General features: G+C 32.6%; 20 protein-coding genes and 1 riboswitch. Of the genes, 8 read left to right on the forward strand and 12 right to left on the reverse strand.

Annotation, left to right across the window (positions count from 1 at the left end; translation table 11 throughout):
* Positions 1-394: 394 nt before the first annotated feature.
* From NST10_RS03120 to brnQ, 5 genes are all read left to right on the forward strand, one after another.
* Positions 395-1,204, forward strand: coding sequence for a hypothetical protein (locus NST10_RS03120; RefSeq protein WP_000334506.1), 810 nt, complete (start codon positions 395-397; stop codon positions 1,202-1,204).
* A gap of 28 nt (positions 1,205-1,232) precedes the next feature.
* Positions 1,233-1,436, forward strand: a complete 204-nt coding sequence (locus NST10_RS03125) for a DUF6501 family protein (protein ID WP_000902175.1) — start codon at positions 1,233-1,235, stop codon at positions 1,434-1,436.
* Positions 1,437-1,616: 180 nt separating this feature from the next.
* The gene (locus NST10_RS03130; RefSeq protein ID WP_001185421.1) at positions 1,617-2,408 is read left to right on the forward strand and encodes an AAA family ATPase; all 792 of its coding nucleotides are present in this window, start codon (positions 1,617-1,619) and stop codon (positions 2,406-2,408) included.
* Between the two features lie 13 nt (positions 2,409-2,421).
* Positions 2,422-4,308 (forward strand): nitric oxide reductase activation protein NorD, encoded by a 1,887-nt coding sequence (locus NST10_RS03135; RefSeq protein ID WP_339211189.1) that lies wholly within the window; start codon positions 2,422-2,424, stop codon positions 4,306-4,308.
* 224 nt (positions 4,309-4,532) lie between these two features.
* Entirely contained in the window at positions 4,533-5,876 is a 1,344-nt protein-coding gene (gene brnQ, locus NST10_RS03140; RefSeq protein ID WP_001039269.1) for a branched-chain amino acid transport system II carrier protein, read from the forward strand.
* Positions 5,877-5,943: 67 nt separating this feature from the next.
* On the opposite strand, the gene NST10_RS03145 is transcribed toward brnQ, so the two are convergent.
* The 3 genes from NST10_RS03145 to NST10_RS03155 are packed head-to-tail and all read right to left on the reverse strand — an operon-like array spanning position 5,944 to position 8,029.
* Positions 5,944-7,080 carry a toxic anion resistance protein gene (locus NST10_RS03145; RefSeq protein ID WP_000138413.1) on the reverse strand — a complete coding sequence of 379 codons (1,137 nt, stop codon included), beginning with the start codon at positions 7,078-7,080 and terminating at the stop codon, positions 5,944-5,946.
* 31 nt (positions 7,081-7,111) lie between these two features.
* Positions 7,112-7,741, reverse strand: coding sequence for a 5-bromo-4-chloroindolyl phosphate hydrolysis family protein (locus NST10_RS03150; RefSeq protein WP_001794103.1), 630 nt, complete (start codon positions 7,739-7,741; stop codon positions 7,112-7,114).
* Between the two features lie 18 nt (positions 7,742-7,759).
* Complete coding sequence (locus NST10_RS03155) at positions 7,760-8,029, reverse strand: acylphosphatase (protein WP_001215907.1); 270 nt, start codon at positions 8,027-8,029, stop codon at positions 7,760-7,762.
* Between the two features lie 161 nt (positions 8,030-8,190).
* Between NST10_RS03155 and msaA the strand changes: the two genes are divergently transcribed.
* The 3 genes from msaA (at position 8,191) to msaC (ending at position 9,468) form a co-directional block, all read left to right on the forward strand.
* Positions 8,191-8,499 (forward strand): regulatory protein MsaA, encoded by a 309-nt coding sequence (gene msaA / locus NST10_RS03160; protein WP_000269923.1) that lies wholly within the window; start codon positions 8,191-8,193, stop codon positions 8,497-8,499.
* A 170-nt stretch (positions 8,500-8,669) separates the two neighbouring features.
* Positions 8,670-8,870: a cold shock protein CspA gene (gene cspA / locus NST10_RS03165; RefSeq protein ID WP_000809131.1), complete on the forward strand. Its 201-nt coding sequence runs from the start codon at positions 8,670-8,672 to the stop codon at positions 8,868-8,870.
* Positions 8,871-9,066: 196 nt separating this feature from the next.
* A complete protein-coding gene (msaC, locus tag NST10_RS03170) occupies positions 9,067-9,468 on the forward strand; it encodes a sarA expression modulator MsaC (RefSeq protein WP_000876206.1) in 402 nt (133 codons plus the stop codon).
* Between the two features lie 235 nt (positions 9,469-9,703).
* Here the strand turns inward: msaC and lysA are convergent, their stop codons facing one another.
* The 9 genes from lysA to NST10_RS03215 all read right to left on the reverse strand — a co-directional run bounded on the left by lysA (position 9,704) and on the right by NST10_RS03215 (position 20,413).
* Positions 9,704-10,969, reverse strand: coding sequence for a diaminopimelate decarboxylase (gene lysA, locus NST10_RS03175; protein WP_000216956.1), 1,266 nt, complete (start codon positions 10,967-10,969; stop codon positions 9,704-9,706).
* On the reverse strand, positions 10,959-12,044 hold the full coding sequence (locus tag NST10_RS03180; protein ID WP_000127596.1) for an alanine racemase: 1,086 nt from the start codon (positions 12,042-12,044) through the stop codon (positions 10,959-10,961). The genes lysA and NST10_RS03180 overlap by 11 nt, the downstream gene beginning before the upstream one ends.
* Positions 12,045-12,048: 4 nt before the next feature.
* Positions 12,049-13,200, reverse strand: a complete 1,152-nt coding sequence (locus NST10_RS03185; protein WP_001003794.1) for an amidohydrolase — start codon at positions 13,198-13,200, stop codon at positions 12,049-12,051.
* 142 nt (positions 13,201-13,342) lie between these two features.
* Entirely contained in the window at positions 13,343-14,062 is a 720-nt protein-coding gene (gene dapD, locus NST10_RS03190; protein WP_000249839.1) for a 2,3,4,5-tetrahydropyridine-2,6-dicarboxylate N-acetyltransferase, read from the reverse strand.
* Positions 14,063-14,088: 26 nt separating this feature from the next.
* Positions 14,089-14,811 (reverse strand): 4-hydroxy-tetrahydrodipicolinate reductase, encoded by a 723-nt coding sequence (gene dapB / locus NST10_RS03195; protein ID WP_000698226.1) that lies wholly within the window; start codon positions 14,809-14,811, stop codon positions 14,089-14,091.
* Positions 14,808-15,695 carry a 4-hydroxy-tetrahydrodipicolinate synthase gene (gene dapA, locus NST10_RS03200; protein ID WP_000149267.1) on the reverse strand — a complete coding sequence of 296 codons (888 nt, stop codon included), beginning with the start codon at positions 15,693-15,695 and terminating at the stop codon, positions 14,808-14,810. Before dapA ends, dapB begins: the two co-directional genes overlap by 4 nt.
* A gap of 1 nt (position 15,696) precedes the next feature.
* Positions 15,697-16,686 carry an aspartate-semialdehyde dehydrogenase gene (locus tag NST10_RS03205; RefSeq protein WP_000163520.1) on the reverse strand — a complete coding sequence of 330 codons (990 nt, stop codon included), beginning with the start codon at positions 16,684-16,686 and terminating at the stop codon, positions 15,697-15,699.
* Between the two features lie 63 nt (positions 16,687-16,749).
* Entirely contained in the window at positions 16,750-17,955 is a 1,206-nt protein-coding gene (locus NST10_RS03210) for an aspartate kinase (RefSeq protein ID WP_000258725.1), read from the reverse strand.
* Positions 17,956-18,036: 81 nt separating this feature from the next.
* A riboswitch (Lysine riboswitch) is annotated at positions 18,037-18,212 on the reverse strand.
* 599 nt (positions 18,213-18,811) lie between these two features.
* Positions 18,812-20,413, reverse strand: a complete 1,602-nt coding sequence (locus NST10_RS03215) for an ATP-binding cassette domain-containing protein (RefSeq protein WP_000942303.1) — start codon at positions 20,411-20,413, stop codon at positions 18,812-18,814.
* Positions 20,414-20,434 lie beyond the last annotated feature (21 nt).

The raw sequence follows: 20,434 nt of genomic DNA on the forward strand, positions 1-20,434 counted from the left end.
TAGCTAGAATAGCGTGTTTCAATATGCTAATGAAATCATTTTAGATAATAACAAGCGATGAAATTTATGAATTCTATAAGCGCCTTTAGTTAATTTAAAATCATCTGAACAAGATGTACATTCACTTTATGGACACGACATATATATGTTTTTCATGTACTACAGAAAAACGAAATATCCCAATATCCAATCGCTATATACAGATACTCATTAATGACATACTCAATAGCAACCATAACAATATTATGTTAGCTATTTAAATGAAATAGTTCTTTTAAAGAAATACATTTTTCACATATTAATCTATAATCAAAATCAACTGACCGATATTCTATAATTTATGATTAAAATAAGTTATAATATAATAGTAAAGATAAAGATAGAGGTGGCTATAATGTGTGGACTTAGAAGTATAACATTAGGTACAACAAATATAGAACAGACAAAACATTTCATGGTTGACATATTAGGATTAAATTGTGAAGAACTTCTTGAAAACTCAATTCGTTTCGGCGATGCAGATATAAGCCCAGGAACAAGACTTCAATTTATACAAGTTCCAAGTGAGCAATTAGAAGAATCTCACTTTGTGGGTATTGGATTACGTACACCAACTGACTCAGGTCTAGAGGAGTATGCGGAAATATTATCGAGTAAGGATATTCCATTTACAACAGTTAAAGAATTAAATGGCAATAAATATTTCAGTCTCGAAGATAACAATGGTCATATTTTCTCAATATATTCAAACGAGAATAATTATGGCGTTGGTTTAGGTATGCCTTCTTTCGAAAGTGCGGTCAATCCGTTACATCAAGTGCAAGGTTTAGGGCCAGTGATTCTTAAAGTGAATCATGTAGATATTACAGGTCAAATTTTAACAAATATATTCGGACTTGAAGTATTTGCAGAATACCAACCCTTCGACAATGCTGACTATCATGTCCAAGTATTCAAAATTGGAACGGGTGGTCTAGGTGGCGAAATACATTTAATGCCTGTAGAAACCGAAATGACAATGCCGGCATATGGCGCAGTCGATCAAGTTGAGTTTGAAACGAAAGATGTAGATTTCTTTAATCAAGCGAAATCGCGCTTAGATGAAGTGGAAATACCATATCAAACACTTGAGCAAGATGATATTGAATCAATTAGAATTACTGAAAACAGTGGATTATCGTTTATATTCACTTTACAAAAATAATTTTTTTACGATAGTGAGGACAAAATTTATGTTACATGAAACTTGGAAAGAACGTACGCCAATCAAGAAAGTAGAAGTCATTAATACAGATGCAAAGAAATTTACAGTTTCTGACATGTTAACTGTAGGCAAACAATATGATGTTATCAACGAAACTGAAGAATATTATCAAATAATAGATAATTCAGGATTAGTTGGCGGTTACTATAAAACATATTTCAAAGAAGTTTAAACGCATAATTATTGAAATGAATCCTAATATGAGATTTTCAATTAGTAAATTTGGTAAAATATAAACAATTCGCATACTAAGCATTGCGTTTTATATCAGAATAGAATAGTAAACTAAGGCATTTGGAGAACTTATTCCATGTCTTAGTTTTTTAATTTATTTAAAGGAGAACGTTTTAAAATGGCACTAAAACATTATAAGAATTCAGATTCAACAGTTTTCAATGATGCGAAGGCATTATTCGATTTAAATAAAAATATTTTACTTAAAGGTCCAACAGGTTCAGGGAAAACGAAGTTGGCAGAAACATTAAGTGAAGTTGTTGATACACCCATGCATCAAGTCAACTGTTCTGTTGATTTAGATACAGAAAGCTTATTAGGCTTTAAAACAATTAAAACAAATGCGGAAGGACAACAAGAAATTGTCTTTGTAGATGGTCCAGTTATTAAAGCTATGAAAGAGGGGCATATTTTATATATTGATGAAATAAATATGGCTAAACCTGAAACATTACCTGTATTAAATGGGGTCTTAGATTATCGTCGTCAAATTACGAATCCATACACTGGTGAAGTAATCAAAGCTGTACCAGGATTTAACGTTATTGCAGCGATAAATGAAGGTTATGTTGGTACATTGCCAATGAATGAAGCACTAAAAAATCGCTTTGTTGTTATTCACGTTGACTATATTGACGGGGACATTTTAAAAAATGTAATTAAAGAGCAAAGTTTATTACAAGATGATAAACAAATCGAACAAATTATTAAGTTTAACGAAGATTTACGTACTATGTCTAAGCAGGGACAAATTTCTGAAGAAGCCGCTAGTATACGTGCATTATTAGACTTGTGTGATTTAATCACTGTAATGCCAGTTGAACGTGCAATTAAACGTACAATTATTGATAAATTGGAAGATGAACGTGAACAACAAGCAATATATAATGCTGTAGAACTAAACTTTTAAAGAGGGATAAAACATGAGTGATCGTTTCATAAAATTTAACGACGAACAGTTAGATGCCAAGCAAGTAATGATGTTGCAAGACTTAGCTCGACTCTTATTAAAAAATGAACAAACACAAGTTAAAATCCAAAAATTCCCTTACTATAATCCTGTTCAAAATGTTTTGATTACGAGTTGGTTTTGGTCACATCGACCAAGCCATATCGAAATGGCTGGTTTAAAAACAGATGTTATGTTAGCTGCTTACGGTTATCATATGATGGATGTACAAATTGTAAATGAAGTAGTACAAGATAAAACTTTTAAACACCCTAAATTTTATCAACAACTTTTTAAATTATTAGAAGATATGCGCGTATTAAATTCTATTAAAGTTGAGCGCCCAAGTACTGCTAAATTAATTGATCTTTGCTTAGATACACGGATATCATATACGGAATCTCAAATTAAAGTGTATCGTACTAAAACACAATATACAGATTTATTATTTTTGTATTTAGAACATGCATTTTTAAGTCAAGATTTCTTTGATATACCATCTATACATTCAGATTTAGATGATATTTTAGTTAATATGTTCTTATATTTACCTAATTTTTTCCAAAATCAAAATTCTGAAGATAATATGTATCTGGCTCAAAGAATTATGTATCAAGTAGATGATATTTTAAAAGAAGATATGCTAAACGAATATTATTACTTACCTAAAACACTATATAATACATTAGCTAGTCCAGAGTTTGAAGATTTAAAGAGAACTGATGCAAGTCAAGTCGATGGGCAAGATGATACTTCAGAAGATGATGATAACGAAAGTGAAAAAGCTGACTCTAAATCTGCAGATAGTGAGTCAAAAGGTGGCGCCTATTTAGAAATGGAGCTTCACGAAGGACAAAATAGTGAAACATTAGGTAATGATGAAGCACGTGAAGGCGATGCTACAGACGATATGACTGATATGATGACCAAAAAGGGCAAAGGATCAAACGATACGCTAAATCGTGAAGAAGGCGATGCTGTTGGTCAAAGCCAAGCATTTCAACTTGATGGTGTGAACAAAAATGTAGAAATAAAATGGCAAATTCCTGAAATTGAGCCACAATATGTTTTAGAATATCAAGAATCGAAACAAGACGTACAATATGAAATCAAAGACTTAATTCAAATTATAAAGAAAACGATTGAACGAGAACAACGAGATGCACGTTTTAATTTAACAAAAGGGCGATTACAAAAGGATTTAATTAATTGGTTTATCGACGATCAGTATAAATTGTTTTACAAAAAACAAGATTTAAGTAAATCATTTGATGCGACGTTTACATTGTTAATTGATGCGTCAGCAAGTATGCATGATAAAATGGCTGAAACGAAGAAAGGTGTAGTGTTATTCCACGAGACGTTAAAAGCATTGAACATTAAACATGAAATTTTATCATTCAGTGAGGATGCCTTTGATTCAGACGATCATGTACAACCAAATATCATTAATGAAATTATTAACTATGATTACTCAACCTTTGAAAAAGATGGCCCACGTATTATGGCACTTGAACCTCAAGATGATAATCGTGATGGTGTTGCTATTAGAGTTGCAAGTGAACGATTAATGCGTCGAAATCAACATCAACGATTTTTAATCGTATTTTCTGACGGCGAACCGTCTGCATTTAATTATAGTCAAGATGGTATTATTGATACGTATGAAGCTGTAGAAATGTCACGTAAATTTGGCATTGAAGTATTTAATGTATTTTTGAGTCAAGATCCAATAACTGAAGATGTTGAACAAACAATTCATAATATTTATGGTCAATATGCCATTTTCGTTGAAGGTGTTGCGCATTTACCTGGACATCTCTCTCCATTATTAAAAAAATTACTACTTAAATCTTTATAAATAAGTTTAAAATATGAGTTTATATGAAATTGTGAATAAAAGTCATCAGTTACTATTTAAAAAGTAAATTTGAAGAATTTTATTTTCTGGCATAATTTGATTTAAACAACACATGTGTTTTGTTTCTGCTATGTACAACATATTCCATATAGACTCTTGATTATTTTTTGTGCTAAAATATTAACTTGTAAATTATTTCGTGTTTTAAAAAAAGGAGTAACTCTATGAATAAAAATACATGGGTCATTGGGTTTACGCTCTTCGCTATGTTTTTTGGCGCAGGCAATCTAATTTTTCCTCCTAATCTCGGATTGGATAGTGGTCAATTTTTCTGGCCCGCCATTTTAGCGTTTGTTCTAACTGGGATTGGTTTACCATTATTAGGTGTGATTGTAGGTGCACTTGATAAAGAAGGATATATTGGCGCATTAAATAAAATTTCACCTAAATTTTCAATATTGTTCTTAATCATCATTTATTTAACTATAGGACCACTTTTCGCAATACCTAGAACTGCATCTACATCTTTTGAAATGACAATTACACCAATTATACATAGTAATAGTAGTATCGCTTTATTTATATTTACGATTATCTACTTCATAGTCGTTTTGTATATTTGTTTAAATCCATCTAAGTTAATCGATCGTATTGGTTCATTATTAACACCATTATTATTGATTACTATTTTAGCGATGATTATTAAAGGATACTTAGACTTTAGCGGTAATAGTGCTGGAAAGGGCAATGAAGCACTATATCATTCTAATTTTTCAAGTTTTGCTGAAGGCTTTACACAAGGCTATTTAACAATGGATGCCATTGCAGCAATTGCTTTTTCAATGATTGTTGTTAATGCAGTAAAACTAACAGGTATTACTAAAACAAATCAAATATTCAAACAAACTTTGACTGCTGGTTTAATTGCAGCAATTGCTTTAATTTTCATATATATTTCATTAGGTTATATTGGTAATCATATGCCAGTAAGTGACATGAAACTAAATGAATTGAAATCACATGACCGTAACATTGGGACATATTTATTAACGACAATGGCTTCAACAGGATTTGGTTCATTCGGAAAGTATTTATTGGGCATCATTGTGGCGCTGGCATGTCTAACTACAGCATGTGGGCTTATTGTTGCAGTTTCTGAATATTTCCATAGAATCGTACCTAAAGTATCATACAAAGCATTTGTATTAGTTTTCATTTTAATGAGTTTTATTATTGCTAACCAAGGTTTAAATGCTGTTATCTCAATGTCAATTCCGGTATTAAGCATTGTATACCCAGTAGCAATAACTGTTGTATTATTAATTTTAATTGCCAAATTCATACCGACAAAACGCATTACACAACAAATTCCAGTTATTATCGTATTTATATTGTCGATTTTCAGTGTTATTAGTAAGTTAGGTTGGCTGAAAATTAACTTTATAGAATCATTGCCTCTAAGAGCGTATTCTTTAGAGTGGTTCCCAGTAGCAATTATTGCAACGATATTAGGCTATCTAGTCGGCATATTTGTAAAACAAGATCCAATTAAATATCAACAGGAATAACGAAAAAAGGAAGCATCTCCAATTTAATCGTAGGATGCTTCCTTTTTTGTTATATCTAATTCGTAATTTATGATTGTTTATTCGGTCCTTTGATGTTCACTAAATGTGACTTTAAATCTTGTTCTAATTGTTGTAATTCTTTTTCAGCTAATTGTCGTTCTTCGCGACCGTGTTGTTGAATAATTAATGTTTCTTCAATTGTCTCAATAATGTTACGCTGTGTACGTTTCAATGTATCAAGGTCAACAATGCCACGCTCATTTTCTGTTGCAGTTTCAATCGCATTTTGTTTCAACATTTCAGCATTTGCTGTTAATAAATCATTAGTTGTATCAGTGACAGCTCGTTGTGCAGCAACTGCATTACGCTGTCTCATTAATGTAAGCGCAATGGCCATTTGATTTTTCCATAGTGGAATACTTGTCAAAATTGAACTTTGTATCTTCTCGGCAAGGGCTTGATTAACATTTTGAATCATACGAATTTGTGGCGCAGTTTGCAACGCTATTTGTCTTGAAAGCTGTAAGTCATATATGCGTTTATCTAGTCTATCTATAAATTGCTGCATATCTGCAACTTGTTGAATATCCATTTGATTAGTGGATTGCTGCGCTTGCTGTTGCAATTGTGGTAGCTTTTCATTTTCTAATTGCAACTTTTTTTGCTGTGCAGCAATGATATGCAATGATAAGTCATCAAAGTATTGTTTGTTTTTATCATATAGCGTATCTAATAATTCAATATCTCTTGTTAAATGTGTTTGATGTTTCTGCAGTTGAATCGTTATGCGATCGACTTGAGCACTAACTGATTGCATTCTTGAAAAGATTTCATTGATAGACGACTTTGCTCTGCTAAAAATTCTTTTTAACATAGATGGTTTATCAGTATTTAACTCATTTGGATTAACTGACTTTAGTTTTGACATTAGATCTGACAAAGTATCTCCAATAGGACCAACATCTTTACTTTGTACCTCATCCAACATTTGATGTGAAAATTGAGACATTTGTTTCTGTAAATCAGAACCAAACGCTAATAAACCTTCATTGTCTAAAGGGTTAATTTGTTTACTGATTGTGTCTACCTGTTTTTGTTGTTCAATTGTTAACTTTTCTTTTTGAATAGTAGTATTCGATAATTCTTTATCGCTTATAAAATCATCTAGTGGATGGCTTTCTTTGAAACTTTTATTTTCAGTCATCAATCATCTCTCCAATAGTTGCTATTTTACATCAATCTTGATGATGCTTTTGATGTAACTTATTTAATTCCATTTCAATATCTAAACGTTCATAATCATCTTCGTTGAGACGCTTTAAATCAGCGATTAATGTTCGTTTGACCTCATCCAAAGTAATTCGTGTTTGTTCTAATTTTTGCTGTTCATTAATTGATTTTTTGGGCATTTTTGCTAGACGTGTATATGCATCAACCAAATTTAAAGCATTATCAATATGAGAATAAAAAAAGCCCTCAACTTTATAAAATGATGCAGGTCTCTGTCTAACTGTCGTATAAATAGAACGTGAAATTTGGTATATATCATTAATTTGCCTAAAATCTTTAATTGATCTTATATTGACATACGTTTTTAAAATACCTCTAAGTTTTTGGTGTGTATGATTTAACTGATTTCGAATATAGCGATAGTCTTTTCTAGTCAAACCAATTTCGTTTAAATATTTGCGTGAAGTGAGTTTTTGTATCGGTAGGTATGTCATTAAAAAGCCAACAATACCAATAGACATATCAATTAAAAAAGATACATCAAGTGCAATTATCCCAAATATGCTTGTTAAAAACGCTACAGGAATTCCCACTAACACCCCAAATATATGAGAAATATTATATCTCACTGTCATCTTCCTTTATTTAGCATTTTATATTGATCGAAAATCCGATAATTTTTGATTTAGTTCTAACTCTTCAAGTTGATGGCTCGTTACATTTGATGCTGGTGAGGCACCTTCAATTACACCTTGAATAAATCTCTCTATATCTGCGTCATCCCCTTGTGCATATATCTCTACATAGTCATCTACATTTTGAACAGTACCGACAATGTTATAGTTCATTGCAATGCGTTGTGTAAAATATCTAAATCCGACGCCTTGAACGCGTCCGAATACTTGTAAATGTATATGTCTCATTTTTACCACCTCATAATGTTATTATACGTAGTTTTACTTAAAAAAACTAATAATTACTATAGTTAATACTTTGTTTGTTTCAAGTCGTCAAACTTGATTTTCAGAGGATAAAGGTATAAAAATAAGTATAGAGTTTTGAAGTATGGAAGGGGTCTTTAATAATGTGGACAGTTACCAAAATTAGAGCCGATTATGAGGGATGGTGGTTATTCAGTGACTGGCCAGAAAACATTGTTGAAAAATATCAATATCAAGATTTTGATGACATGTTTAAGCACTATCAACAATTGATTAATCAATGTAAAGTTCAGTTCGATAACTATGTCACAGGCAAATATAATATTTATGCATTTTATAATAATTGTGACATGAACTATTGCGAAGATTGTGAAGAGGATTTACAAATATTTTATAGTTTCATTGTTTTACAAAATAATGAAGTATATTATAAACTACCAATAATTGATTAAATGAATATTTTTTATTATTGTATTGCAATTTGGTAATAACTGCACTATAATACAAGTTAAGCAGATGATTATTCCATATTGCAAAGAATATTTGAGTGAAATTTGCATGTATTTTTTGTAATATGCGAATAAGCATATTGAATGAATTTTAGTCTTGGAGGTTTCAGATTATGAAACAAGGTACAGTTAAATGGTTTAACGCTGAAAAAGGATTCGGCTTTATCGAAGTTGAAGGAGAAAATGACGTATTCGTACATTTTTCAGCAATTAACCAAGATGGTTACAAATCATTAGAAGAAGGTCAAGCTGTTGAGTTTGAAGTAGTTGAAGGCGACCGCGGTCCACAAGCTGCAAACGTTGTTAAACTATAATTCTTAGATTTGAATCATTGATTTTAACTAACACCTTACCAAGAAGTAAGGTGTTTTTATATGCTTATTACAAATACTTAACGCGATGAGTTTCTCAACCAAATTGAGAACTCTTTTTTTATATCACCAACATTGTTTGCAATAGAAAAATATATTTATATAATATAATTATGGTGTACAACGACGAGGTGATTTTATGAAATATCTTATCCTTAGTTTAGTTGCTAATTTATTAGTTTTCGGTGTATTATCTGCAATTGGTTTAAATATTAATATTTTAGCGGCAATGATGATTGTATTAGTGATTCCGATAATGATTTCTGGGATTGTATTTTTCAAAACTAATATTGATAAAACATACATATTTTTTAACATCATATTCATAGACTTTTATTATTATATTTACAATGTACATTTAATGACTTTGCCAAAGTTTAATAATTATATCAAAACAGAGATGATGGAATTAGAACATATTGATGTATTAATAACAAGTAAAGATTTTGGTTTTGATGAAATTTTATTTTTTACACTTTATTTGTTATTAATCCTTATCGTTTTATATTATTTGAAAAAGCAATTAAAGAATAAAACCTAATTTCATGATGCTTGTTTAAAGTGTGGTATGTATATGATGCTTTAAATTAGTTGAATAGAGCTAACTAAATTAAAGGATTAACGACAAAAAATAAACACTTTCTAACTAAAAAAGTGCTGTTCTTCCTTTTTTAGAGTATATGTCCAAGCATGTTATCTACAGCCATCTATAATGCTTAAAAATTCCCCGAGTCACAGTATAATTTTCTGTTCTTCGGGGATTACTTTATTTATTTTTATTTTGTATCATTAATAATAAGTTGTCTTAACGATTGTCGCTTAATAACTTCACGTGCTTTGCCATCTTTTAAAAAAAACACAGAAGGCTTTTGCATTTGATTGTAATTGGATGCCATAGAGTAATGATATGCACCAGTTGATAATATAGCAAGATAGTCTCCACGTTTGACTGATGAAGGTAATTTAGCGTCTTTAATAATGATATCACCAGACTCACATAATTTTCCAGCTATAGTTACACTGTCATCTGCTTCTTCATTTCTATTAACAAGCAATGCTTGATACTTTGCGTCATAAAGTGCAGTTCTGATATGATCACTCATACCGCCATCGATTGAAACATATTTATTTATCTCTGGAATTTCTTTAATGGTTCCAACTTCATATAAAGTAACGCCAGCTTCACCTACAATAGATCGTCCTGGTTCAATACCTATTTCTGGTGCATCTATACCTAGAACTTTAATTTCGGATTTTATTGCGTCTGTAATATCTTTAATACCACTTTCGATAGGGAAACTTTCATCACCTTCAACATATTTAATACCAAAGCCACCACCAAGGTTTAATAATTCAACTTGAATGTCTTGCTCTTTAAGCCAACGTAAAACAATTTTAGCAGTTTCAATAAATGCTTCTGTACCTTCAATCTGTGAACCAATATGACAATGTACACCTTTTAATTTAAGATACTTAGATTGTTGCACTTTGTTAATTGCTTTTATAGCTAAGCCATATTGAATTGATAATCCAAACTTACTATCTTCTTGACCAGTTTGAATAAATTCGTGTGTATGTGCTTCAACACCTGGATTAACTCGTAATACAACTTGAACCGTATCATTAGCATAGCGGTCTATTAATTCAATTTCTTCTAATGAATCTATAACAAAATAACCGATGTTATTTTCTAAAGCATACCTAATTTCATGTTTCGTTTTATTGTTACCATGGAAATGGATGCGACTTGGTTCAAATCCCGCTTCTAATGCCGTATATAATTCACCTTCAGAAACAACATCTAACTGTAAATCTTCCTCAGCCACCAGTTTGACCATTTGAAGACAAGTAAATGCTTTAGAGGCGTATGAAATATTGTATTTTAATCCACTATCTTTAAATGCGCGATGGTAACGGCGCATCTGTTCTCTAATTTGTAGTTCATCATAAACAATGGTAGGTGTACCAAAGCTTTGCGCAATCGTTTTTAAACTAATACCATCCATTGTTAATTCGCCATTTTGATTATATTTAACAGTCATTTGAAATGTACTCCTTTTTTAAAGAATCATGATTCATAGCACTTAATTGTTCAGAATTTGCACCAACACCTTTAAAGGTATATTCATCGATGCGGATATCATTATTATAAAGAATAACTTCATCTTGTGCATGTACATTGCCATCTACTTCAACAAACATATGGCTCATCATTAATGCACGTATCGGGTAGCGTTTACCATTGATAAGTGCTTCATGTTTAGCACGAGTTCGTAAAATTCCATCGCCATAACCGATATCAACTACAGCTAATTTTGTATTGTTTTTAGTCACTTCAAAGGCAAAGCTATAACCGCAATAATCACCAGCTTGTACTTCGCGCACTTGAATAACATGTGCTTTTACAGTCAATGACTGAACTATTTCATGTTGATTCAGTGAACTATATGGTCTTGAACCGTATAACGCAATACCTACACGCGCATGTGTATGGTGGGGTAGTAATATTTGTCCTTCCCGATAAAAACTCGCACTATTTTGAGCATGGATTAGGTCGAACTGATAACCTTCAGATAAAAGTGCTTCAACAATTTCCATCCATTGTGAACGTTCAACATTATAATCTGACACATCGAATTCATCAGCATATCCAAAATGGGTCCATAAACCACTAATAATCATTTTTGCATTTTGATTATGATGGTGATCTTTCAATACTTCTTTAATTTCGTTTAAATCTTTAAATCCAGACCGATGTAATAAATTTTCAAATTCTAAGTGAACATGAATACCTGCTAAATCATTTTTATGGTTATAGTAATATGTCAACGACGGCAAAGTCATGTGTATTTGATGTTCACGGACTAAATCAAACTCGTAAACTGCATTCATTAAAAAGATTGTTGCATCTGGAGCAAGTTGTCTAATTTGAATTGCTTCTCGTAGTGATGTTGTGCTAAATGTATCTATACCTGCATGGATAAACTGAGTTACAGCAAATTCTAGGTCATAGTGATATGCATTATTTTTAACAACTGCCATTAATGGCTGATTGTTTTTGACTGTGATTGCATTTTGTAAAAATATTTTCTTATTTACAGACCATGTTGCTGTCAATGTATTACACCTCTTTGTAATTATTTAATAAATTTTCGTAAAAATTAACCACGTTTATTAACACTTTTTCATCAAAATTTAAATATGATGTGTGCAAACCAGTTACAAAACCTTTATCTTCATTTCGTGTTCCTATAAAAACAAAGTAAGCTGGAGCTAGTTGTTGACCATAAAAACTAAAATCTTCCCCAAATAAGAATGGCGTTGGTTTGTCATAGACATTTAAATCAGCTTTTATTAAGGCGTCCTCTATTTGAGTACGTAATTTCGGACTATTGATTGTAGGGGGATAACCTTCTGCAAATTTAACTTCACAGTCTACATTAAACAGAAGCTTGACACTTTCTGCTATCTTGTGCATTTGATTTTTAACGATTGTTAAATCATCAATATCATATGTACGAATTGTACCTTCTAAATAACCATTACTTGGTACAGTGTTAATCGCTTCACCAGCTTTAAAATGACCAATATGAACAATATTTCGTTTTAAACCGTTAAGGTGAAATTGTTGAATTTGTGATATTTGAGTTAATACATGTTGTAATGCTTCACCACAAGAATGACCTTGTTCTTTATCAGCAACATGACTTGACAGGCCTGTTAAGAAAAAGCGATACTCTGTTGCGCTGGCCGTAATTTCTTCATCTCTTATCACTGCAATGCCTTCATCAGCAAATGGGTTAACATGAATACCAAATACCGCTTCAATTGGATACTTATCAAAGGCACCGGCTTTTATTAATCGATTTGCACCGCCACCAGTTTCTTCTGCAGGTTGGAAAATGAAAACGACATTTTGCGGTAATTGCCCCGCATCTTGCATGTCTTTGCAACGTTGTACAAAAAGCATTAATGCAGTTGTATGACCATCATGTCCACAAGCATGCATCACATGATCAGATTGACTGCGATAAGGTACATCATTTTCCTCCAAAATAGGTAATGCATCAATATCAGCTCTATACGCTATCGTATGTGAGCCATTACCTTCTAAGTATGCAATGACGCCAGTTTCCAATGGGCAATCGTATTTAATATTTAAACTATCTAAAAACGCTTTAATATAAGCAGTTGTTTCAAATTCATGTAAGCTTAATTCAGGATGTTGATGTAAATGACGGCGATGTTTCGTAACAAATTCTAATTCATTCATAATTATCAATCCTTTGTGTTAAATTACTATATAAATAGTGTAACGTATTTCGAAATTTGTGATCATAAGTTTATTTAATGATAAACAATAAGGTTGAGACATAATCGTATCTCAACCTTGAAATTATTATACGTTGACGTCACTAGTCATTCAGTTTTCTTAATGCTGCTACAATCTCTTTTTTAGTATCTTGTACTTCAGAAGCTTGCTTAATCACTTTCGCAGGTGTACCAGCAACAACTGCACCAGCTGGTACATCTTGAGTCACAATCGCGCCAGCTGCAACAATAGCACCTTTACCAACACGTACACCTTCTAAAATAACTGCATTTGCGCCGATTAATACATCATCCTCGATTATAACTGGTGAAGCACTAGGGGGTTCAATCACACCTGCTAATACTGCGCCAGCCCCTACATGTACATTTTTACCAGTTGTAGCACGACCACCGAGAGTAGCATTCATATCAATCATCGTACCTTCGCCAACGACTGCGCCAATATTAATTGTTGCACCCATCATAACGACAGCACCATCTTCAATAATAGCTTGTTCTCTAATAAATGCACCTGGTTCAATACGTGCATTAGTATTTGTTAAGTCTTTTAATGGAATGGCAGAATTGCGACGATCCATTTCAATTTCTATATCTTCGAATTGACTACCATATGCTTCGTAAAAAGGTTTCCAATCATCTGCTTCACAAAAGATTACTTTAGATTGTTCTGAACCAAATACTTTAAAACTTTCTGGATATGTGATGCCTTCAAAATTGCCATTTAAATATACTTTAATTGGTGTAGATTTTTTAGCATCACTTATATATTGAATAATTTCTTCAGCTGTTAAATGTTGTACCATAAAATAATCGATCTCCTTTAATATGTTTATAGGTTGTCAAACGTATAAAAGCCGTTTGGTTTATTAACTAAGCGTTCTGCTGCTTGTATTGCACCATTCGCAAAAATATCTTTTGATTGTGCACGATGCGTGATTTGAATCGTTTCATCAGTGCCGGCAAATAGAACTTCATGTTCACCGACAATCGTACCTCCACGAATAGAATGAATACCAATATCTTGTGGCTGGCGTTTTTCATTTAATTCATGTCTATCATAAACAGGAGTTACATTTTCTTTCAAAGATACAATCACGTCATATAATTTTTCTAACGTACCGCTTGGTGCATCTACTTTTTTATTATGATGTGCCTCAGTCAATTCGATGTCGAAATCATCAAGTAGGGGAACAGCAGCTGCTAAAATTTTAGTCAGTGCATGAACGCCATAACTCATGTTCGCGCTGAAAAACACAGGCATATTTTTACTCAATTCATCTAACTTATTAAGTAGTTTTTCTTTCTCGCCAGTTGTTGCCACGACTAATGGCAAATGAAACGCTTCATCTAATAAAGGGAAAAGCAGATTTGGATTTGAAAAATCTATTGCAACATCGGCATCTTTAACATCAGCAATATGTTGGTATTGTTGATATGGCGTTGTTGCTTTCGGTGTATTTTCAATGACCCCAACGATTTCATGTCCTTTTTCTTCTGCTAATCTAGCAACGCGCTGATTCATTGCACCATAGCCAATTAGTAATATTTTCACTCATTTTCACCCGCTTTAAATGTGTCATATGCTTCACGAAGCACTTTAGTATCTGTATCTTCTAGGCTAACCAATGGTAAACGTAATTCATAGTTTCCAAATCCTAAATAACTTGTTAAAGCTTTAATAGGAATTGGGTTAATATCAACTGATAGGGCTGATAACAGTGTGCCGATTGGTTTAAATTGATCTTGAATATCTAATCCACTTTGTTGAGCATCGTATAACGCTTGAAATTCTTTAGGAATGACATTGGCAATAACAGAGATAACCCCTTGACCGCCACGTTGATAGTATTCGACGACGTTGTCATCATTGCCACTATATAATGCAAATGAATTTGTATCAATTCGCTTTTTCACTTCTTCTAAATACTCAAAATCATTCGTAGCATCTTTTAAAGCAACTATATAAGGATGTTGACTTAATATTTCTACAGTTTCTGGTTCAATTGTCATGTTCGTTCTTGAAGGAACATTGTACAGCACGACTGGTAATTTCACAGCATCTGCAATCGCTTCAAAATGTTTTACTAAACCACGTTGATTCGTTTTGTTGTAGTAGGGTGTAATTAACATAATTGCATCAGCCCCTAAGGCTTTAGCTTGGATTGAAGCTTGGATTGACTTTTCAGTATCATTAGTTCCAGTTCCAGCTATGACAGGAACACGTTTATCTACAAGATCAATAACTGTTTTTAGAATGAGTTCTTTTTCATCTGTTGTTAAAGTAGGGCTCTCAGCAGTAGTTCCATTAACGATGATTGCTTGGGCATTATTTTCTAGTAAAAAATTAACGTGTGCTTTCAAAGCTTCAAGATTAACTTTGTTATTTGTAAAAGGGGTTGTAAGTGCAACGCCAACACCCTCAAATAAATGTGTCATTTTAATTCGCTCCTTTTAAACGCATAACTTGTTCCAATACTTGTACAGCATTTAATGCAGCACCTTTTAATAAATTGTCTGATGTACACCATACATGGAAAGTATTTTCTAATGAATCATCTCTACGTATACGGCCAACAAATACTTCATCTTTATTAGTAGAATTGATTGCCATTGGATATTCATTGTTCTCTGGATTGTCTACTAAAACAACGCGATCATCTTGATCAAATAATGCTTTAATATCTTCTGCAGTCGCTTCTTTTTCAAGTGTTACATCAATTTCAACACTATGACTATCTTGAACAGGAACACGTGCACATGTTGCTGTTACTTTTAAGTCTGGCGCATTTAAAATTTTTCTCGTCTCATCAATCATTTTTTGTTCTTCTTTTGTATATCCGTTTTCTAAAAACACATCAATATGCGGTAACACATTATTATAAATTGGATGTGGATATGCTTCTGGTGCTTTACCATTTACACCTTCAGCTAAATCTTTCTTACCTTTCATCCCTGAACCTGATACAGCTTGATATGTTGTATATGCCACTCGTTTTAAACCATAAGCATCTTGCAATACTTTTAATGGCACAACAGACTGAATCGTAGAGCAGTTTGGATTGGCAATGATACCTCTTGTAAAAGTAGGTTCATTGACTTCCGGAACGATTAAATCAATATCTTCTGCCATACGCCATTGACTTGAATTGTCTATAACGATTGCACCACCTTTTTCAAAGAGTGGGGCAAAGTGTTCGCTTGTACCGCCACCAGCACTCATTAATACATAATCGAAATGTTCACTTGCACGAGCATCAGTTAATTCTTGAACTGTATATGTTTTTCCTTGAAATTCAACTTCTTTCCCTGCAGAACGTGCTGATGAAAATAATACTAATTCATCGAAAGGAATATTTTTACGATTTAATGTCTCCAACATTTTTGTACCTACTAATCCTGTTGCACCCACAACTGCTAATTTTGTCATAACTTGTCACTCCATTTTATAATAATTTCCAATTTTTAGAATATTTTAACAATCATTTTACCATTAAATGTTAAATGCGTCATATAGTTTTTCCACCGCTTGTTGCCCATTAAAATCATCAATGACGTATGAAATACTTATTTCAGATGTTGTTGTTTGGTAGAAAGGTATATTATTTTCAATTAATGTCAAAAATGCTTTTGATGCCACACCTGACATATCACGCATGCCTGAGCCAATTAATGAAATTTTGACATAATGCTCATTGATTTTATAAGCTAATGCTTCATATTGATTCTTTAATGTTTTAAGAATCATAGAAATTTGATGAAAATCACTATCTTTAATCGTGAAGGATAGTTGTAGTCCATCCAAGTTGACGATTTGTGAAATCATATCAACATTTACAGCACCTTCTTCAAGTTCCGTAAATAGTTGGGTAAGTAGCTGATTGTCAGGTAGGGGATAACTAATTGTTACATGCATCATATGTTTATCCAAAGCCACACCAGTAACTGCTTTTCTCTCTAATATTTCTTCATTTGACATAATCCATGTTCCTTTCACGTTCGATAAAGTTTTTCCTAAATATAAAGGGATATTATAGTTTTTAGCTAATTCAACACTTCTTGTTTCAAGTACACCAGCACCTAAAGCGCTCATTTCCATCATTTCTTCATATGAGACGATGTCTAGTCGTTTAGCTTTTGGTAAAAGTCTTGGGTCAGTGGCATACACACCATCAACGTCGGTATAAATTTCACAAGGTATTTGATTACTAACAGCAAGTGCCACAGCGGTCGTATCAGAACCACCTCTGCCTAAAGTTGTTAATTCCTGATGGTCATTGATGCCTTGAAATCCAGCAACTACTAAAATATCGTTTTCTTGAAAGGCTTGTTCAAATGTTTGAGGATTAATTTGAGCAATTTTACTTTTTAAATGATGGCCAATGGTTTTAATACCCGCTTGATAGCCAGTCATTGCTTTTGCATTCACACCGATATCATTTAATACCATTGATAAATAAGATACAGTTTGTTGCTCTCCGGTTGTCAATAATAATGCCAGTTCTTGTTGTTTTGGTGTTTTAGTCAATGTCGATACATTCGTCATTAATTGATCTGTTGTGTTACCCATAGCACTTACAACGACAATTAATTGTTCATCTTGATTGACCCGCTCCTTTAACATTTCAGCGATCCTTTTTATTTTTGTAAAATCACTGACGGATGATCCGCCAAATTTCAACACGCTTCTTGTTACCATATAATCCTCCTAATTGTTAGGAAGGGCACACAATAATAAAAAAAGAACAAGTTCGGAATGCGAACTTGCTCTTAATCTATATACAAGTGATGCACTCCATTATTTTTAAATAATGACAAACTCTCAGCTCTTAACCAAAAAGTCCAACAAATTATAACTGCTATTATAATCGCTTCGGCATCGCACCCTTTCAAATTTAGCTGTTAGCAGACAGTAATCTAAACTTTACTCATGATTGATGCGCCTCATCAAAATATTATTAAATTGGTATGTGTTCATTATACATATGACAAATATGAATGTAAACCGATAATTTAGATTTTTTGGAATAACCTGAAAATTCAAGTTATAGCGTTGCTTATATTATAAAAGGTGGTGAGAATGAAACTTTTTTGAAAAATAAAATCCGAAATACTTATAGCGTACTCAATATGCACATTAAATAAATGTACTCTTTTAATGCGTTGATAACTGTATTTGTAATTTAGAGAAGGGGTGTTCACTGTGCTGATGTGCTAAAAAATAAAAAAGACACCTCGATGCTATAAATATTAGCATCGAGACGTCCAGTTAATGTCTATTAAATTGAATATAGTCTCGGACATGAATCAATGCCCTAGGCCCTGCAATGTTATATTGACAGTAGTTGACTGAATGAAAATGACTTTGTACCTAGCTTTTTTCAATACTTGTCAGCGTCTCACATAGAGAAATTGGATTCCTAATTTCTACAAACAATACGAGTTGGGGAATAAGTCCCAATATAGAAGGTGACAGTAATGTCAACTTACAAAAATGTGCAAGTTGGCCGGGCCTCAACACAGAGATTTTCGAAAAGAAATTCTACAAATTATATTTATTTTAAAACGCCGATTTCTTGCAAGTATTCTTCATATGGAATTTCTTTTGAAACGCCGCCTTGTTTATTTAAATCGATAACACGGTTTGCAATCGTGTTGATAAATTCAAAGTCATAAGAAGTAAAGATGATAGAACCTTTAAATGATTTAAGGCCATCATTGACAGCAGTAATACTTTCTAAGTCTAAGTGGTTAGTAGGTTCGTCAAGTAAAAGTACATTCGCACTTGATAACATCATTTTACTTAGCATACAACGTACTTTTTCTCCACCTGAAAGCACACTAGCTTTTTTCTTAACTTCTTCACCACTAAATAACATACGACCTAAGAAACCACGTAAAAATGTTTCTGTTTGTTCATCTTCAGGAGCATATTGTCTTAACCAATCAACGAGATTCATATTTACACCCTCAAAGAACTCTGAGTTATCTTTAGGGAAGTAACTTAACGATGTAGTAACACCCCATTTAAATGAACCTTCGTCTGGTTCCATTTCGCCAGCTAATATTTTAAGTAATGTTGTTTTTGCAATTTCACTATCTCCAATTAAAATCGCTTTATCATTTGGATTCATTGTGAAGGATACATTATCTAATACTTTTTCGCCGTCAATTGTTTTAGAAAGATTTTGAACGATTAATAAGTCGTTACCAATCTCACGCTCAGGCGTGAATTTAACGAAAGGATATCTTCTTGATGATGGTTGAATATCATCTAATTCAATTTTCTCAAGTTGTTTTTTACGACTTGTTGCTTGTTTAGATTTAGAAGCGTTAGCTGAGAAACGAGCAATAAAGTCCTGTAACTCTTTCATTTTTTCTTCTTTTTTCTTGTTTTGTTCTTGAGCCATCTTTTGAGCTAACTGACTAGATTGATACCAAAAATCATAGTTACCAACATAAACTTTAATTTTACCAAAGTCTAAATCAGCGATATGAGTACATACATTATTTAAGAAATGACGGTCATGTGATACTACGATAACAGTATTATCAAAGTTAATTAAGAAATCTTCTAACCAACTGATTGCTGGAATATCGAGACCGTTAGTAGGCTCATCCAGTAATAGTACGTCTGGTTCACCGAATAAACTTTGCGCTAATAATACTTTAATTTTTTGGTTGTTTTCTAATTCAGCCATTTTTTTATCGTGTAAAGTTGGATCGATACCTAAACCGGATAAAAGGTTAGCTGCATCAGCTTCAGCATTCCAACCATTCATTTCTGCAAATTCACCTTCAAGTTCAGCAGCACGGATACCATCTTCATCACTGAAATCTGGCTTCATATAGATTTCATCTTTTTCTTTCATAACCTCATAAAGACGTTCGTGACCTTTAATTACAACATCAAGCACGCGTTCATCTTCATAAGCATAGTGGTCCTGTTTTAAAACAGCTAGACGTTCATTTTTACCTAATGAAACATGTCCTGTTTGAGAATCTAATTCACCAGATAATATTTTTAAGAATGTTGATTTACCTGCACCATTCGCACCAATTAATCCATAACAATTACCTTCTGTAAATTTAATATTTACATCTTCAAATAGTTTACGATCTCCAAAACGTAAACTCACATCAGTTACTTGTAACATGCATTTTCTCCTTTTTTTCAT

This window comes from Staphylococcus sp. FSL W8-0305, from assembly GCF_037966415.1.
Classification (GTDB): domain Bacteria; phylum Bacillota; class Bacilli; order Staphylococcales; family Staphylococcaceae; genus Staphylococcus; species Staphylococcus aureus.